The organism is Reinekea sp. G2M2-21 (genome assembly GCF_015687175.1).
Classification (GTDB): domain Bacteria; phylum Pseudomonadota; class Gammaproteobacteria; order Pseudomonadales; family Natronospirillaceae; genus Reinekea.
The window spans coordinates 639,051-656,224 of record NZ_JADPQG010000001.1 but is presented as its reverse complement, the minus strand read 5'-3'; the positions used below and the strand labels follow the sequence as shown (position 1 = coordinate 656,224).

Annotated in this window: 14 protein-coding genes; 7 read left to right on the top strand and 7 right to left on the bottom strand. The window is 50.0% G+C overall.

Going from position 1 to position 17,174, the window contains the following annotated elements:
• The first annotated feature begins 119 nt into the window (after window positions 1-119).
• From IYN85_RS03075 to IYN85_RS03065, 3 genes are all read left to right on the top strand, one after another.
• Window positions 120-920 (top strand): DUF1338 domain-containing protein, encoded by an 801-nt coding sequence (locus tag IYN85_RS03075; RefSeq protein WP_196157366.1) that lies wholly within the window; start codon window positions 120-122, stop codon window positions 918-920.
• A gap of 142 nt (window positions 921-1,062) precedes the next feature.
• A complete protein-coding gene (locus IYN85_RS03070) occupies window positions 1,063-1,431 on the top strand; it encodes a VOC family protein (protein ID WP_196157365.1) in 369 nt (122 codons plus the stop codon).
• A 17-nt stretch (window positions 1,432-1,448) separates the two neighbouring features.
• Window positions 1,449-2,201: an NRDE family protein gene (locus IYN85_RS03065; protein WP_196157364.1), complete on the top strand. Its 753-nt coding sequence runs from the start codon at window positions 1,449-1,451 to the stop codon at window positions 2,199-2,201.
• A gap of 82 nt (window positions 2,202-2,283) precedes the next feature.
• Here IYN85_RS03065 and IYN85_RS03060 read toward each other — a convergent pair whose 3' ends face one another.
• From IYN85_RS03060 to IYN85_RS03030, 7 genes are all read right to left on the bottom strand, one after another.
• A complete protein-coding gene (locus IYN85_RS03060; RefSeq protein ID WP_196157363.1) occupies window positions 2,284-3,099 on the bottom strand; it encodes a carbon-nitrogen hydrolase family protein in 816 nt (271 codons plus the stop codon).
• The gene (locus IYN85_RS03055; protein WP_196157362.1) at window positions 3,096-6,956 is read right to left on the bottom strand and encodes a YhdP family protein; all 3,861 of its coding nucleotides are present in this window, start codon (window positions 6,954-6,956) and stop codon (window positions 3,096-3,098) included. The genes IYN85_RS03060 and IYN85_RS03055 overlap by 4 nt, the downstream gene beginning before the upstream one ends.
• Window positions 6,957-7,027: 71 nt before the next feature.
• The gene (gene rng / locus IYN85_RS03050; protein ID WP_196157361.1) at window positions 7,028-8,488 is read right to left on the bottom strand and encodes a ribonuclease G; all 1,461 of its coding nucleotides are present in this window, start codon (window positions 8,486-8,488) and stop codon (window positions 7,028-7,030) included.
• A gap of 29 nt (window positions 8,489-8,517) precedes the next feature.
• The gene (locus IYN85_RS03045) at window positions 8,518-9,117 is read right to left on the bottom strand and encodes a nucleoside triphosphate pyrophosphatase (protein ID WP_196157360.1); all 600 of its coding nucleotides are present in this window, start codon (window positions 9,115-9,117) and stop codon (window positions 8,518-8,520) included.
• Entirely contained in the window at window positions 9,117-9,602 is a 486-nt protein-coding gene (gene mreD / locus IYN85_RS03040; protein ID WP_196157359.1) for a rod shape-determining protein MreD, read from the bottom strand. Before mreD ends, IYN85_RS03045 begins: the two co-directional genes overlap by 1 nt.
• Entirely contained in the window at window positions 9,599-10,426 is an 828-nt protein-coding gene (gene mreC, locus IYN85_RS03035; protein WP_196158472.1) for a rod shape-determining protein MreC, read from the bottom strand. Before mreC ends, mreD begins: the two co-directional genes overlap by 4 nt.
• Window positions 10,427-10,626: 200 nt before the next feature.
• Window positions 10,627-11,664 carry a rod shape-determining protein gene (locus IYN85_RS03030; protein WP_196157358.1) on the bottom strand — a complete coding sequence of 346 codons (1,038 nt, stop codon included), beginning with the start codon at window positions 11,662-11,664 and terminating at the stop codon, window positions 10,627-10,629.
• A 258-nt stretch (window positions 11,665-11,922) separates the two neighbouring features.
• Between IYN85_RS03030 and gatC the strand changes: the two genes are divergently transcribed.
• From gatC to IYN85_RS03010, 4 genes are all read left to right on the top strand, one after another.
• Complete coding sequence (gene gatC, locus IYN85_RS03025) at window positions 11,923-12,210, top strand: Asp-tRNA(Asn)/Glu-tRNA(Gln) amidotransferase subunit GatC (protein WP_196157357.1); 288 nt, start codon at window positions 11,923-11,925, stop codon at window positions 12,208-12,210.
• 9 nt (window positions 12,211-12,219) lie between these two features.
• Window positions 12,220-13,668, top strand: coding sequence for an Asp-tRNA(Asn)/Glu-tRNA(Gln) amidotransferase subunit GatA (gene gatA, locus IYN85_RS03020; RefSeq protein WP_196157356.1), 1,449 nt, complete (start codon window positions 12,220-12,222; stop codon window positions 13,666-13,668).
• 11 nt (window positions 13,669-13,679) lie between these two features.
• Window positions 13,680-15,113 carry an Asp-tRNA(Asn)/Glu-tRNA(Gln) amidotransferase subunit GatB gene (gene gatB, locus IYN85_RS03015; protein WP_196157355.1) on the top strand — a complete coding sequence of 478 codons (1,434 nt, stop codon included), beginning with the start codon at window positions 13,680-13,682 and terminating at the stop codon, window positions 15,111-15,113.
• 135 nt (window positions 15,114-15,248) lie between these two features.
• Window positions 15,249-17,105, top strand: coding sequence for a diguanylate cyclase (locus tag IYN85_RS03010; RefSeq protein WP_196157354.1), 1,857 nt, complete (start codon window positions 15,249-15,251; stop codon window positions 17,103-17,105).
• Window positions 17,106-17,174 lie beyond the last annotated feature (69 nt).

The window sequence follows — 17,174 nt, the reverse complement described above, 5'->3', positions numbered from 1 at the left end:
GGCCATGTCTCTTTAGGAAAAGATCACGACGTAACCCTGATAACTGAATTCCAGGTCCAAACGTATGCTAGCCCGTGCATATCCCAATCGACAAAATAATCACAACCGGGGAGACCTCAGTGAATATCAACGAATTCTTTAACAGCCTTTGGCAAGACTATATCCAGAGTACACCTCAGGCTGAAACTATTGCAAACGCGTTGCGCGAGCAAGGCGAGACGGTGAGCAATGACCACGTCGCTTTCCGAACATTCAACCTATCCCCGATTCGACTAGAAAATCTGGAACCGTTTATTCTGGAACTCGGATACACCCGATATGAGCCCTATCAGTTCCCAGCCAAAAAACTTGACGCTGTGGGCTACATTCCGCCAATGGAAGGCATGCCCAGAATTTTCATCAGTGAACTGCGTGTCGAGGAACTGTCCGAGCCCTCACAGGCAATTATTCGCAAACTGGTTGATGAGGTAAAAGCTGAAGACATCAACGATGCAAGCATATTCTGGCGAGGTAGACTATGGCAGGCACCAACAATCGAAGACTATCAGATACTGGCCAGCGAAAGTGAATACGCCGCGTGGTTGAGCATTATGGGACTCCGAGCAAACCACTTCACGATCGACGTGAACGCGCTGATGAAAATCTCTGAAATTGCCGAAATGAATGAGTTCATCGAGGGGCTGGGATTTTCCATCAATGAGAGCGGTGGCAGAGTAAAAGGGTCGCCAGCCGTGCTGCTGGAACAGGCATCGACCATGGCTTCCAAACAACCCATGGAATTTGCCGATGGTAAAACGCACATCGTCCCGACCTGCTACTACGAATTTGCCAAACGCTATTACGACGAAAGCGGTAAGTTGTATCAAGGGTTTGTTGCCGCCAGTGCAGATAAGATTTTCGAATCCACCAACGCATCCTGACGACTCGTTATTGCGCTCGAGGGGTACCCGATACCCCTCGAATGCGATTTGATACTCACCAGAACAGATCCGCACAGGATCACCCGCCACCTCAATCCTGTTACACTCGTTCCGTTTTTTTATACACAAGCGCAGACCCACTATGAGCTATGCACCCCTGAATACTGTTTTATGGCTGGATATCGCGGTAACGGACCTTGACCGAGCCATCAATTTCTATCAATGCTTACTGGCGACATCGGCTCGGGACAGCCGGCCTGCACAAGCAACGGCGACCCTGCAGCTCAGTCCACAGGGTTCGGGTATTACCTTGATTGCAACCGATAGCATCAGTAGTGGTTCAGTCACTCCTTACCTGAATTGCCACGCCCGCCTAGAACAGGCGTTGAGTCAGGTCATTCAGAACGGTGGCACTGTTCTGCAGGGTAAACACTCTATGGAACCTTTTGGCTATCGCGCCGTCATACTAGACACTGAAGGCAATCGTCTGGCATTGCACAGTGCCACCTGAACAACGGAAAAAACAATATGTGCTTAGCTGTCATTGAATGGTCACCCACTTCCGCGACGCCGTTGAAGGTTATCGCGAATCGCGACGAATTCCGGAATCGCCCCAGCGACGCCATGCATTGGTGGTCCGCCGACGGACTGCTCGCCGGCAAAGATTTACTGGCAGGTGGCACATGGCTGGGTTTTAACCGCAATAAAGACTTTGCTCTGCTGACAAACATCCGCCCCGGATTTGTCGGCGTGCAGCGCCCACGAAGCCGAGGGCAACTGGTCAGCGAATTTCTGACGGGTAATTTCAGCATAGAACACTATCATCAACGCGTATTGGCTGACTTGGATTCCTACGGCGGATTCAATCTGGTTCTGTTCTCACAACTGCGCCTGTTCTGGTTCAGTTCTCATTGTCCGCAAGGCCAATGGCTTACGCCTGGGATTCATGCCTTATCAAATGATTCATTGAATACACCATGGCCTAAGGTCGAACTTGCTAAACAGCAGATGAAAGACCAGTCCTCACAAATATCGACCGATCAACTGACCGGGCATTCCGTTTTGCATTCTACCCAGCAAGCTTCACAGCAATCGTTACCGTCCACAGGCGTGCCCCAGGAATGGGAAAATATTCTTTCAGCACAGACCATTGTCGGAACGGAGTACGGTACGCGTTGCCGGACGAACATTGTGATCGATGATCAATTAGCCGTTCGTGTGGTTGAGGAGCAGATTAACGAATACGGAACAGTTTACAGCAGTCAGTATTTTGAGTTCTGAACATGTCTGGGAATACGACAAACCGAGAATGGGTGCGCAGTGCAGTCCTGAATCGCTATGTCTAAAAAACCTCGCAATGCTGTCAGAGTCGCCGATGGTGGTTAACCGGAAGCTGTTGTCGAACTGCAAGCACACGGTCTAAATCCAACACCACCGTTTGGCTAGTCTGCTGGCCACCCAAATCCGTGATGTCTCCCCAAGGGTCGACAACCATGGAATGCCCCCAGGTTGAACGCTGACAATCATGCAAACCACATTGATTAACCGCGACCATAAAAACGCCATTTTCTACGGCTCGCGCACGACATAAGATTTCCCAATGTGCCTGTCCGGTCTTTGCCGTAAAAGCGGAAGGCAATACGATAACTTGTGCACCGGCATCATTCAACATTCGGAACAGTTCTGGAAAACGCAGATCATAGCAAACAGCCAGTCCAACCTTGCCCCAAGGGGAATCAAACACGACGGCTTCATGGCCAGGCGAATAAGAATCCGATTCGCGATATTGTCCATGACTGTCTGACACTAAGGCATCAAAGAGATGAATTTTATCGTAATGGATGACCAAAGTGCCGTTGTTATCGATGACGTGGCACCTAGCAACCGGACGAGCATCGCCGGGTACAGTGACAGGAATCGTACCGGCGATCACCCAGGCATTTAACCGACGAGCCCAATCACGAATGAATTGACCAACCTTCCCGTCAAAATGCTCTTCTCCTTGCGCCAAAGGACGCTGATCCGAAACACCGAACTGGGCGAACATTTCTGGCAGAACAACCATATCCACACTGTTTGCCGGTAAGGAACTCAATTCTTTTGCGATGTAAGTGAGGTTCTCGTCTAGTTTTTTTGAGCTGGTCATCTGCACCAGGTGCATACGGATCTGTGACGTCATGGGTTAGAGACTCCTTCGGGCACAACCTCTTTGATACGATCACCCACGGTAGGGGCTTGATCACCCAGGTTGTTATCAAAAACGCGATAAAATTTCGTCTCTGGCGCTTCAAACGAACCCGTTATGTGCATCCGCGCTGAGCTTATCCGTTCCAGTTCATTGTTAAAAACCCGCTCGGTGACATAAATTGCAGCGGCCGCCTGCGGCGACACGCCAGCCAGCAAAGCCACCAGAGGAAAGGTCGATGACAACGGGACAGTCAACACCATATCAATGTCCAATTCATCAGACAACAGATCCGCATCCCCGTTAAATCTAAATTTCGTCGCCGAACCGTCAATGATCAGCTTCTCACCAACCCGGGCAAAGCCTCGGTCAAACAAAAGCTCGCCTTCAACACTGTCAAAAGAAATACCACTTTGCAGCAAATCTGAAAAATCCAACGCGATCCTTTGGATAACCCGGGTAAAGTTCAACAAACCAATTAGTTTAACGCCTTCGTACTCTTCTACCTGCAATATCGCGCCTTTACGCAAGCTTAGGTTGATCTTGCCCTGCAGCCGCTTAAAGTCGAAATGAGCCGGAGATCCTTGCCAGAATGCGTCGATTTCCACATCGCCACTGCGGCTATTTAATACCGGCGCATACTCCCAGGTATTCAGCACATCAAGAACATTGCCCAGCGCGACGGATCCGACAAACGCAGTCCGATGTTTGTTATTCTCATTTCGCCAAATCATATTGCCAGTCAGTGTGGCACCAGCCATGACGCCCTGAATTTCCCCGACAGTCAGTTGATTTTCCGCATTCTCCAGCTCTGCCCGCCAACTACCCATATCCCGCTTATTCCAGATCAGCTTGTTGACTTGAATCTGCATGTTGGGCACGTCGTTAGGATGGTAGTTCAGCAATGGATCTATACTGTCTTCAAAAGCAATCTCTTCTTCCCCTGTGGTCAAAGACAGCCATTGCAACTCTGTGAAAATGACTTCTTCAGAATGCGGAATCAAGACTTGCCCCTGCCCTTCATCTGCCGAAAACGCAACAATCCAGGCCTCGTCATTGCGCAACAAATTTGCGTCCACCTGCGTCCAGCGTTGTGCCAGGTAGTCCAGCGCATCTGCGGTAATATGGATTGACCGAATCAAAGCCTCAAAGCCAGGCTGATCGGTATCGGACTGTTGCTGTGCGTAGAGACTTCTTATTTCCTGCACGGTTTGCCACCAATCGTCACCATCGGCGGATGACACATTTACATCAAAGTAAACACCATTATCTTCACGCACTTGCAGAGGCTGGTTAATGGCGACAGTGCCCCGTTGAATAACATTATTCTGATTCAGTTCAAAATAACTAAATAGAGCATCACCAAGATTTGCGCGAATAACGGTCCAATCACGAGCATCCATATCGACCGACAGTGACAGTATCAGAGCATCTTCAACCGGTTTCGAGAATGGTTCCGGCAACGCCAGTTGCAAACCCCTTAAGTCACTTTCACTGAAGATAAGAACCTGAGAAGGCTGGATGTCGATACGCGTTTGATGTTCAATGATTGCATCGATGGACTCTAAATAGGCGTCGTCAAAACGCTGCCCCCAATAGGCGACGTCCGTCTCACCCGTAACATCGATGGTGAAATCAATACCCCTATCTGACGATAACCCTCGTACCGTGACTTGCTGTGGTAAGCCCATATGCTGCAACGTCAGATCTTCAGATCGCAATCCGATCTGGGTATCATAGATCACGGTACCCTGCACGTCGGTAAAACCCAGTTGCAGATCACGCAGAACGAACTCGCTGTCAGTCAACTGCGCAGCCACCTGTGCATTAAACTGCTCAGGTGCGTCTAACGGCATGACAACCTTGCCCGTCAATGCAACAGAACCGGTCAGCGACCAATCGTCTAAACGGCCACCATACATTGGTCTTAACGGGCCTGACGTCAGAAAGGTCATTACGCGATCGCCGCTCGATAATCCGTCGAAGGATACCGTTAATTCATCTCGACGGTAATTCAGATTCAGACCCAATCTCGGCAAGTCAAACCCTGGGTAATAAGCATCGCGCGCGCTAACTCGGACACCGCGCCCATCCATGGCAACGCTTCCACTCATATTGGTCACCGACCGCCAGCTGTCGAGAAAGGACATCTCAGCCTGAACGAACTGAGCATTGAGAAAAAACTGACTGTCGGTGTGACGTTCGGCATCGGTACTGGTCATATAAGTCAGCGCAACATCCTTGAACATTGCTTGTTCGAGACGATATTTAAGCAACGCAACAGTGTTCGGATCGACGAGACGATTGTCGGCCAGTGACAACATAGACTCTCTGTCCAAAGACTCCGAAGCTACCCGTATCTCAAACGTCGCTTCTCTACCCAACTCAACTCGCTGCAAGTTGGTGGGCGAGACAGACCGCCAGTCAAGTGTGACGGGAATTATGGGCGATGCCTGCGGCAAAGGCTGCAGATTGATCACCGCCTTGCCATCTGAAAACAAGCCAAAATCTTTGGAGCTGTTCCATCGCAATGTTAAGGTGGGGATCGATATATCAAGTTTCCGGTCATAGAGCCCCGGCATTTCCAGCGACGTTTTTTCGGTTGTTAAACGCAATTCGCCAGAGGCTCCTTCGATGCGCATATCCCCGTTCATGTTGGAAATACCCGGCACAGATTGATGCGACTGAATGGCCAAATCGGCGACTTGAGCGGACAAAATCATGGAATCGGGCTGGTTTAGGTCCATGGTCACTATGCCCTGTTCCACAAACCCACTGGGGGCTATGCCCTGCCAAAAACGGTTTGGATCCGTCAGAGCAAGCCATGCCCCTACGGACTCGGCGGGCAAAGAGTCCCATTGTACCTTAAGCCGATCAGCCCGGTGACTGACCTTCGCTTGTGTCGATCCGAATGACTGATCATTAAGTGAATACTCAAGAACGTTGAGCCAAGCCTCAAAACCATTAGCCTCACGCTCGAAATAGGATTCGATTTTTGCTTCTTGCAGACGGATTTCGTCATACTCGCCACGAAAAACAATTGCCGGAACAGACAAACGTGCCGTCGCGTTTTGCCACTGTTCACCGCTGAGATTCACCCAATACTCACCTGCAACTTTGGCGCTTTCCACGCCCTCATTCACGCCATTCAACCATGGTGAAATATCGATCTCGCCATGACGGAAGTAAATGCGATTGCGGCCTGCTGCGTTGTCGGATGTTTCCACTTGCAGTTCGATCGGGATATTAATAGCGTTTGCGGTTAATGTGGCCTGCGCAACCAGACCGTTCTCACCTTCAAAGCCGGTTAAGCGACCAGAATCCAAGGTTAGGTCAAATGATGGCAGTTCCAGAGGGAAAATACGTAAATGAGTGTTGGTAAATGAAACTTCTTCCTGACGTCTGAGCAAAGTCAGCAAATCTGGAAGCGAGATTGAGGTCTGATCCGTATCTGTCGCCAACCCCGTCATTTGCCAGCCGTCGACAGTTTGAACGAGCTCCGCCGAAAAATCTGCAATTTCAAAACGGATAAATGATAATCCACCACGAGAAATCGATTCGTAAATGCCGGGTGCCAACGTCATGTCAGACACCGACAACGCATCGCCGAGCCGGACATCCTGCATATGGATAACCGGATTAAAACGTACCCACTCACCACTTAGTTGACCGATCGATACTTCGGTCCCCAACTGTGAGGTCAACCAGGTTTCCAGCTCGGGTTGCAATCGTTCAATATAAGGAAAAAACTGACGTCCGAGCGCAAGGTAAGCTGCAAACACAAGCACCCAGAAAGCGACAACTTTCAGCGCTGCATTACGTGCCGCTGCCCAAAAACCGGTCGCTCTCATAGCCTAGCAATCTCTATTCTGAATCCGTCTGTCGTGCACGCAGTATAACACTGACTCAACAGAGCAAGACATTATTGGAGAATGACATCAAATTGCTCTTGCGTGTAGATCGGTTCTACCTGAAACCGGATCGGCTTTCCGATGAATTCTTCCAGGTCGGCTACATTAGACGATTCTTCATCAAGCAAGCGGTCGACCACAGACTGGGAAGCCAGAACCAGGTACCGATCGTTGTTATAGGCACGTTCTTCGCGCAATATTTCGCGGAAAACTTCGTAGCAGATTGTCTGTGGTGTTTTCTGCCGACCCCGCCCCTGACAGACGCTGCAGTGTTCCGTGAGAATATGTTCAAGACTCTCTCTGGTACGCTTACGGGTCATCTCAACAAGACCTAATTCAGAAACACCCGTCACCTTACTTTTTGCATGGTCACGTTCCAGGTGTTTTTCGAGCATCCGATGTACTTGTCGGCGATGCTCTTCGTCTTCCATATCGATGAAATCCAGGATTATGATGCCGCCGAGATTGCGTAATCGCAGTTGTCGGCAAATGGTCGAGACCGCTTCCAGGTTGGTTTTGAAAATCGTTTCTTCGAGGTTACGATGCCCAACAAATGCACCGGTATTGACGTCGATAGTCGTCATCGCTTCGGTTTGATCAATTATCAGATAACCACCGGATTTCAGTTCAACCTTCCGCGACAGCGCTTTGGAAATTTCATCTTCCACTGAATACAGGTCGAAGATCGGACGTTCGCCGGGGTAGTATTCGAACAGATCGACAACTTCGGGTGTGTATTTAGTGACAAAATCCTGAACTTTGATAAAGGTTTCTTTGGAATCGATACGAATCTTTTCGACGTCAGCACGTACCATATCCCGGGCCACCCTCAAATACAGTGGCAAATCTTCGTATATCAACGTACTCGGTTTATTGTCTTTCATTCGTTCCTGCAGAACCCGAAACACCCGTTTCAGGTAATTCATATCGGACTGAATTTCAGTGTCCCCCGCGCCTTCTGCGGCCGTGCGCAAGATGAAGCCACCGCTATTGATTTCCTCTGCGGTTTTACTGTCTTCAACCAATTGCCGTAATCGATCGCGCTCTTCTTCACCATCAATACGTTGTGACACACCAATGTGATTGGAACTGGGCATAAAAACGAGATATCGGGACGGAATCGATAACGCCGTGGTTAAACGGGCACCTTTGGTTCCCAACGGGTCCTTAATAACTTGTACAACCAGCGACTGACCTTCACGAACCAATGACTGTATCGGTTTGTGGGACTCATTATCGTGACGTTCATGATCGATATCCGAGGCATGAATAAAAGCGGCACGTTCAAGACCAATATCAACAAAGGCTGCCTGCATACCCGGCAACACCCGCACCACTTTCCCTTTGTACATATTTCCGACGATGCCACGGGTTTGTGATCGCTCGATATAAACTTCCTGAACGGCGCCGTTCTCAACCAATGCAACGCGCGTTTCCATGGGTGTTACGTTCACCAATATTTCGGAGGTCATGTCTGTTCCTAATTTGGGTTAATTCGTTCTCATGGCTTTAATAATAAAGCACCTTGCCATACCGGCAACTCAGCCTTACTAAGAATCTTGGCGGTCTCATGCAGGGGCAACCCCACCACCGCGCTGTAACTTCCGACGACCTGTCTGACAAAGACAGACGCGTAACCCTGGATACCATAACCACCGGCTTTATCTGCCGGTTCACCAGTTGCCCAATAGGCGTCTATATGCTCTGGCGAAAGTTTGATAAAAGAAACATCCGTCGTCACCACGTCAACAAAGTCACGATTTTCTGAAACCAGTGCAACCGAAGTCAGTACCTGATGCGTACTATCAGACAATAATTGCATCATCTGGGTAAAATGCGATTTCGATTCCGGCTTGCCCAATATCTGCCCTTGCGCAACAACCGTAGTATCCGACCCCAACACCCAGGTACCTGATGGCCAGTTTCCAGCCAGCATCGCGGCTTTGGCTTTTTCCAGCGCCAGGCGGTGAACGTAATCTTCAGGGGTTTCCCCCAAATGCGGTGATTCGTCGATATCAACGGCAAATCTTGCGAACTCGACGCCCAAGGAAGACAATAGTTCGCTGCGTCGTGGCGATTGCGAGGCTAAAACAAGCGTCATTACTGTACCCTGAATTTCAATTGAAATGTTCGCACTAATCCATAGACCCACGGCCAGATAAGTGCTGAAGTCAATGCCGGCCAAATGTGCATCTCGCCCGACACAACAGACATTAACCAAACCTTCAACCACTGCGCAATAATGTGAGTCACGCCGAGCAGCAGAAAAATCACCATTGCCTGCTGCCCCAAGGGATACATCTTCAAGCGAGCATGCAGCAGCAACACTGTATAGGCCAGGACCGAATACACAAAACCGTAAAGACCGAGGCTGGATCCGGCTAACGTATCAAATAAAATTCCAATACCGAACGAGACGAAGACACCAAAACGCTCGGGCATAACCAGAACCCAAAAAATTATCAACATACCCACCCAATCGGGCCGTGCCATTTCAAAACGACCCATCGGTACGGCCGCCAGGTAGAAACCAACGAAAAACGTGATGACGATAAACCAAAGACCGTTAGCAGGTTTTTGCTTCATTTTGACTCCTGCTGAAAAACCATTAACAGGCTTCGTGAGCGGTCGAGTTGGGCCAACGGACGAGCCCGAATACGGGCAAAGGGTTCACCGGGGTCATGCTCTATGGCAACAACTTCGGCCACCGGATACCCCGCCGGAAAGCGATTACCCAAACCAGACGTCACTAACATATCGCCAATCTGGATATCTGCCGTGTCCGGTACATACTCCATTTCCAGGCCTTTCAGATCACCGGTACCGACAACAACACTGCGCATCCCATTGCGGTTAACATAAACCGGAACCGCCAGGTTAACGTCTGCTACCAATGCGACCCGCGACGTGAGTGAGTCAACCTGTACCACCAGACCAAACAGCCCATCGGCATCCACAACTGCTTGACCAATATAGACACCGTCATTTGCGCCTCGATTGACAATGACCTGGATACTGAAAGGATCGGGATCGACACTGACCATTTCCGCCGTAATAAAGGTGGAATCCAGCCGTGCAGTAGCGTCCAGCAAGCGTCGTAACCGATCATTCTCAGCTTCTAAAACCGCCAACTGCTGTACTTTCTGCTGCAGAATAATCATCTGGCTGCGCAGTGTCCGGTTTGAATCCAATAGCTCGTTTCGCTCTGCAAAGGTTTCAGTGGACCAGCTGACAATGTCACTGGGTAACGAAACCAAGGATTGGACCGGTGAAACAATATAAGAAATGGACTGCCGTAAACGATCCACCTGCACAAAACGGGTGTCCAGAAACATCAACAACAGTGACACTGATATTGCCACTGCGAACCGGTAACCGTGTTGTGGGCCCGCCGTAAATAACGCTTTAATGAGAAAACTCCCTCAAGAGTCTGATAAGTTTAGAAAATCGCTCTGATACTGCTTAACAAAACTTAAGTCAGCATAGACAATAGCAAGAACGATAACTCAAAAAAAAGGCCACTAAGGCCGTTTTTTCGGTGCGGTTACACTTAATCCATGTCACCACCATGTTAAAGAAAGAACCCGTGCTGCTCAGCACGGCATATTCCTCATTCTGAACTTAAGAAATCGAACGTGCTTTCGTCCATCATTTCTAATGCGCGGCCACCACCTCGGGCAACACAGGTCAACGGATCATCGGCTATCAATACCGGCAAACCGGTTTCTTCGCTGAGCAAACGATCTATGTCTCGCAACATAGCGCCACCACCGGTCAATACCAAACCGCGCTCTGCAATATCTGCGGCCAACTCAGGTGGAGTTTGTTCCAATGCACTTTTAACAGCCTGCACAATGGCTGAAAGACTTTCTTGCAGTGCTTCAAGCACTTCGTTGCTATTCAATGTAAAACTACGGGGAATACCTTCAGCTAAGTTACGGCCGCGAACATCAATTTCCCGGATTTCGGTACCAGGATAAGCGCACCCGATCTCAATCTTAACTCGCTCAGCTGTAGCTTCACCAATTAGGGAGCCATAGTTACGGCGAATATAGGAAACAATAGCTTCGTCAAATCGGTCACCTCCCACACGTACCGATTCACTGAACACAATGCCGTTCAATGAGATAATCGCAATCTCCGTGGTACCACCACCGATATCAACCACCATGGAGCCGCGAGCTTCTTCAACGGGCAAACCGGCACCAATGGCGGCCGCCATGGGCTCTTCGATCAAATATACTTCTCGGGCACCCGCACCGTAAGCCGATTCACGAATCGCTTTACGCTCTACCTGAGTTGATTTACAGGGGACGCATACCAACACCCGAGGACTCGGTGCGAACCAGCTGTTTTCGTGCACTTTGGCAATGAAATGCTGCAACATTTTTTCAGTGACATGAAAATCCGCGATCACCCCGTCTTTCATAGGCCTGATAGCTTGAATGCTTCCTGGTGTACGACCAAGCATACGTTTAGCTTCTTCACCAACAGCGGCAACCGTTTTGGTGGAACCTGTTTGGCGGACCGCTACAACGGAAGGTTCGTTAAGTACAATATCGCGATCGCGAACATAAATCAGAGTATTGGCAGTACCCAAATCGATCGACAAATCGCTTGAAAATAGACCACGGATTTTCTTAAACATTTTATTATCGCTTTCAAACAGGTGACAGACTAGTAAACAGCCCCGCAATGTATCAACGGCGGGGTTTTTGAGCAAGGTGTAAATGTGATAACGTATGACCCAATCACGGTTTTTCCGGGAATTGGGTGCTTTTCAATCAATTCACGCCCGTCCGGCATTTACAAACCAACATCTTATGCGAGCATTCATACAGTTGCCCGGCGCTTGCCGTTCAACTAGAGCTCTGTATTCATTTTTGAAGCAAGGAGATAACCGACCATGAGCTTAGATCGCTCTCAGGTTGAAACAGTGGCACGTTTGGCCCGTCTGAAAGTGGACGAGTCTGAAATGGCTGATTACCTTTCCAGTCTGTCCAGTATTCTGGATCTCGTCGATCAATTGCAGGCCGTGGACACGACTGATGTGGAACCGCTGGCTAACCCGCTCGATGCATCACAACGCTTGCGCGCCGATGTTGTGACCGAAGAAAACAATCGCGAAGCCCTTCAGGCAAACGCTCCCTTGGCCGAAAAAGGCCTGTTTCTGGTTCCCAAGGTTATCGAATAAGGCGTTTTTATGTTGAATAAGACTATTAAACAGCTGGCGGATGGCCTGGCCAGCGGTGAATTTTCCAGTACCGAACTGACACAGGACTATCTGGCCAAAATCAAATCAGAAGATGCCAAATACAACGCATTCATTACAGTGACGGATGAGCATGCTCTGGCCGCTGCCAAAACCGCGGATGAACGCCGCGCTGCCGGCAAAGCGGAGGTTCTGACCGGCGTACCGATTGCGATCAAAGACATTTTCTGCACACAGGGTGTTAAGACCAGTTGCGGTTCAAAAATGTTAGATAACTTCATCGCACCTTATGAATCGACGGCGACTCAGAAACTCAGTGACGCCGGCATGGTCAGCCTGGGGAAAACCAATCTAGATGAATTTGCCATGGGCTCTTCTACAGAAAGCAGCTTTTATGGTCCGACACGCAATCCATGGAACCTCGATACAGTACCCGGCGGCTCTTCTGGGGGTTCTGCTGTGGCTGTTGCCGCTGGAATGGCGCCCGTTGCCCTAGGTACGGATACCGGCGGTTCGATTCGCCAACCGGCGGCGTTTTGCGGCATCACAGGTCTGAAACCGACCTATGGCCGGGTATCCCGCTGGGGGATGATCGCTTACGGTTCGTCACTGGATCAGGGCGGCCCAATGGCACAAACCGCTGAGGACGCTGCCTTAATCCTGAACACCATTGCCGGCTTCGATCCGAAAGATTCGACCTCTATGGATAAGCCGGTAGAAGACTACACAGCGCAACTCAACGCCCCTTTGACCGGTCTGAAAATTGGCCTGCCCAAAGAATATTTCGGTTCCGGCTTGTCCGATGGCATCCGCAACGCGGTCATCGACGCCGTAAAACAGTTTGAAAAGCTCGGAGCAACAGTGAAAGAAATTTCGCTGCCGCGCACTGAGCTCTCCATTCCGGCGTACTACATCATTGCCCCGGCCGAAGCGTCGACAAACCTGTCCCGCTTCGACGGTGTGCGTTACGGCTACCGCTGCGAAGACCCGAAGGATCTTGAAGATATGTACACCCGAACCCGCTCAGAAGGGTTCGGCACCGAAGTTAAGCGACGCATTATGGTCGGCACTTACGCCCTGTCCGCAGGATACTACGACGCCTATTACCGCAAAGCGCAACAGTTGCGACGTATGATCAAGCAAGACTTCGTCACGGCATTAGCCGACGTTGATGTCATTATGGGACCAACGACACCGTCGACGGCCTGGAACATTGGCGCCAAAAATCAGGACCCGGTAGCGATGTATCTTGAGGATATTTATACCCTGTCGGTGAACCTTGCCGGCTTACCAGGCATGTCATTGCCTTGCGGCTTCCACGATGGACTGCCTGTAGGGTTACAGGTAATCGGCAATTATTTCAGCGAAGCGAAACTGCTGAATATTGGTCATCAATTCCAGACTGCCACTGATTGGCACACCAAAAAGCCGAACGCTTAAGGAGATCTGATATGCAATGGGAAACAGTTATCGGGTTGGAAATCCATGTTCAGCTTTCCACTCGAACCAAAATTTTTTCCGGTTCGAGCACTGCTTTTGGGGCCGAGCCCAACACGCAAGCGAATGCCGTTGACTTGGCTTTGCCCGGCATCCTGCCTGTGTTTAACGAACAAGCGCTGGCGAAAGCGGTGGCCTTTGGCTTGGCGATTGATGCTGAGATTGGCAAGCAGTCTTTCTTTGAACGTAAGAACTACTTCTATCCGGACTTACCAAAGGGGTACCAAACAACTCAATTGGAAGCCCCCATCGTTGGCCGCGGCCATGTCGACGTTTTATTGGATAATGGTGAAAGCAAGCGGGTGCGAATCCATCACGCCCATCTTGAAGAAGACGCGGGCAAATCACTGCACGAAGATTTCCATGGCATGAGTGGAATTGACTTGAACCGGGCAGGCACCCCGTTGATCGAAATCGTCACCGAACCAGATATCCGAAGTGCAGCAGAGGCAGTCGCATTTGCCAAAAAACTACACACCATTGTGACTGCGATCGGCATCTGCGATGGCGAAATGTCACAGGGCTCCATGCGTTTCGACGTTAACGTGTCTGTACGCCCTAAAGGTTCCGAAACATTAGGGACCCGTACAGAAACTAAGAACCTGAATTCATTCAAGTTCATGGAAGAAGCCATTCATCTGGAAGTTGAACGCCAGATTGACATCCTCGAAGATGGCGGCTCCATTATTCAAGAAACGCGACTGTACAACGGTGACACCAAAACGGCTCGTTCAATGCGCAGCAAAGAGGAAGCCAATGACTACCGGTATTTCCCTTGCCCGGATTTGTTGCCCGTTGTCATCGATGAATCCTATATTGACGCGATTCGAGACACCTTACCTGAACTTCCGGACGCAAAAGTCAGCCGCTTCATCCGCGACTACGACTTGACTGACTACGACGCCAATGTGCTGTCTGCCAGCCAAGCCATGGCCGACTTCTTTGAAGGTGTCGCCAAATCCGGCGGCGATGCGAAGTTAGCGGCCAACTGGTGCATGGGCGAATTTTCCAAATACCTGAATCAAAACAACCTTGAGATAGAAGCCAACCCCATCACCCCTGAAAACCTGGGACAGTTGATCGCGCGCATTAAAGACAACACCATCTCCGGAAAAATCGCCAAAACGGTCTTCCAGGCGATGACCGACGGTGAAGGAACGCCAGACCAGATCATAGAAGCCAAAGGTCTGAAGCAGGTAACAGACACCGGCGCCATTGAAGCAATGGTCGATGAAGTCATTGCCGCCAATCTGGATCAGTTTGAAGAAATGAAAGCGGGTAAAGACAAGCTGATGGGCTTTTTTGTGGGTCAAGTCATGAAAATTTCCAAAGGTCAGGCTAACCCAGGTCAGGTCAATCAGATCATTCAGTCGAAACTCAAAGGCTGATCATCATGTATCGGGGCAGAAATGCCCCTTTTCTTCGAGAAATACCGCCAATCCCACCCGGCTATAGTGGAAACACTGTTTAAATTGCTATACTGCACACTACACAAACAGCCAAAACAAGAATTCAGGTGTTCCTTGAGCTTACAACTATTGCCCAGTCTGGCCGTCACGGTCGCCATGGCATTGCTGTTCTCTACGATAGCGGATGCACAATCGCCAGTAGAAATAGACGCAAACCTGAGTACGCAACAGGGTGAGCTCAGCTTAAGTGGTCAATGGAACTTTGTCTGGGGCCAATGGTTACCGACCGATGACATTGCGGCTGGACATCACCAAGCGCAAATCATCACGTTGCCGAATTACCTGGCCGATCTGCCTGTCGCGAACAGCAACGCCAGTAACAATACTGGCATCATGACCTATTTCATTAAGATCAAGAATTTACCGGACGTGTTTCTGCGCCCGACAGTCGATGTTGGTGATATCAGCGAAGCTTGGGAAGCCTGGTGGGTCGATACCTCGGGGCAGGCCATATTTTTAGGCCGTTCCGGCCGGATCGCAACCACCAAAACCCAGCAGGAATTCAATAATAGGAATTACCTGCTCTCTCTGCCGAACAATAGCCGCGAAGGCTATCTGGTGTTTTATGTATCAGCCTACTATTCAGTACGAACGGGTTTGTACAGCGACATTACCATTGCCGAGTACGCCGACGTTTACAAAACAGCGATAGCAGATCTGGCCAGTCGGGCTTTTATTCTCGGCATAGGCATTTACATCATTACCCAGAATCTGGTGTTTTTTGCCCAACGGCCCAAAGAACGCACACTTCTGTTACTGGCCATCTTTGCGTTCACCGGCTTGCTGAGAGCCGCATTTGCCTCAGGCTACGTTGACTTTTTCGTGCCAATGGTCGATTTCCACCACTTCTCCCTTCGCTTTGAATATCTGTTAATCGTCTGGCCTGCTGTTGCGGGTCTGCACATGCTCAGTGCCTTCTTTCCGTTTCCGGCGTTGCGCTATCTCCCTAGTTTGGGGTACGTCTTCCTGTTTCTGCTAGGCTTAGTCACCTTTAACATCTCACTCACAACAATGACCGCCTACCTTGGCTTCTATCAGTATTCGCTGGCATTTTTTGCCTCATTTTGCCTGGTCTTTATTTTCCGCGGTTTGATTTTACGGTTGCCCAACGCTCGAGCATTTCTGTTCAGCTTCCTACCCTTGATTGCGGCCATCTTGAATGATGTCTATGCATCCCGGTCTGCTCAATACTCGTTCTACATAGCGGAATACGCATTTTTCTTATTTATGTTTATTCAGACTCAGATCCAGGCGTCCCGTTTTATTGTCGCACTGGATACCGCTGAGCACCTGACCACCAACTTGCAGAATGAAGTCGACCGGCAGACGGTCGAACTGCAAAAGCGCAATACGTTGCTGGAAGAAAAAGCCGATTCCCTCGAATTGAAGCATCAGGAAGTCAAATTACTGTCTGAAACGGACCATCTGACCGGTCTCTATAACCGGCAATCGCTGGACAGCCGATTCGAACATCATTTCCAACTGGCACGTCAGAGCGGCCAGCCGTTGTCGTTGGTGATGATGGATCTCGACCATTTCAAAGCCATTAACGACAAATACGGACATACCGTGGGGGACGAATGTCTGGTGTTTGCGGCGTCTTACCTGCGCGGCCTCAATTTACGCAAGAGGGACCTGATCGCCAGATATGGCGGTGAAGAATTTGTCATCCTGTTAACCGATACCAACCTGGATATGGCTACCCGGGTCGTACAGGAAATCTGCGACGGATTGCCCCGCCATCCTGTCACGGGCCAACATCCTGACATCTACCTGACCGCCAGCTTCGGCATCGCGGAACTGTCCGTCAGTCGGGTCGAATCACCGCAAATGCTGTTCGAACGAGCGGATGCCGCTTTATACAGTGCCAAGCAAAAAGGCCGGAACCGAGTAGAGAGCGACATCGCCTGAACGCGAGCCCCATTTGCGGGCCTTCATTGTCTAATGATGATCGAAAAATCACGTGAAAATCGGCCTTTC

Coding starts and splice junctions, on each gene's coding strand:
- rng (WP_196157361.1), bottom strand. CDS start 8,488: ATGACCTCCGAAATATTGGTGAACGTAACACCCATGGAAACGCGCGTT.
- IYN85_RS03045 (WP_196157360.1), bottom strand. CDS start 9,117: ATGACGCTTGTTTTAGCCTCGCAATCGCCACGACGCAGCGAACTATTG.
- IYN85_RS03030 (WP_196157358.1), bottom strand. CDS start 11,664: ATGTTTAAGAAAATCCGTGGTCTATTTTCAAGCGATTTGTCGATCGAT.
- IYN85_RS03060 (WP_196157363.1), bottom strand. CDS start 3,099: ATGACGTCACAGATCCGTATGCACCTGGTGCAGATGACCAGCTCAAAA.
- IYN85_RS03055 (WP_196157362.1), bottom strand. CDS start 6,956: ATGAGAGCGACCGGTTTTTGGGCAGCGGCACGTAATGCAGCGCTGAAA.
- IYN85_RS03065 (WP_196157364.1), top strand. CDS start 1,449: ATGTGCTTAGCTGTCATTGAATGGTCACCCACTTCCGCGACGCCGTTG.
- gatB (WP_196157355.1), top strand. CDS start 13,680: ATGCAATGGGAAACAGTTATCGGGTTGGAAATCCATGTTCAGCTTTCC.
- IYN85_RS03070 (WP_196157365.1), top strand. CDS start 1,063: ATGAGCTATGCACCCCTGAATACTGTTTTATGGCTGGATATCGCGGTA.
- gatC (WP_196157357.1), top strand. CDS start 11,923: ATGAGCTTAGATCGCTCTCAGGTTGAAACAGTGGCACGTTTGGCCCGT.
- mreD (WP_196157359.1), bottom strand. CDS start 9,602: ATGAAGCAAAAACCTGCTAACGGTCTTTGGTTTATCGTCATCACGTTT.
- gatA (WP_196157356.1), top strand. CDS start 12,220: ATGTTGAATAAGACTATTAAACAGCTGGCGGATGGCCTGGCCAGCGGT.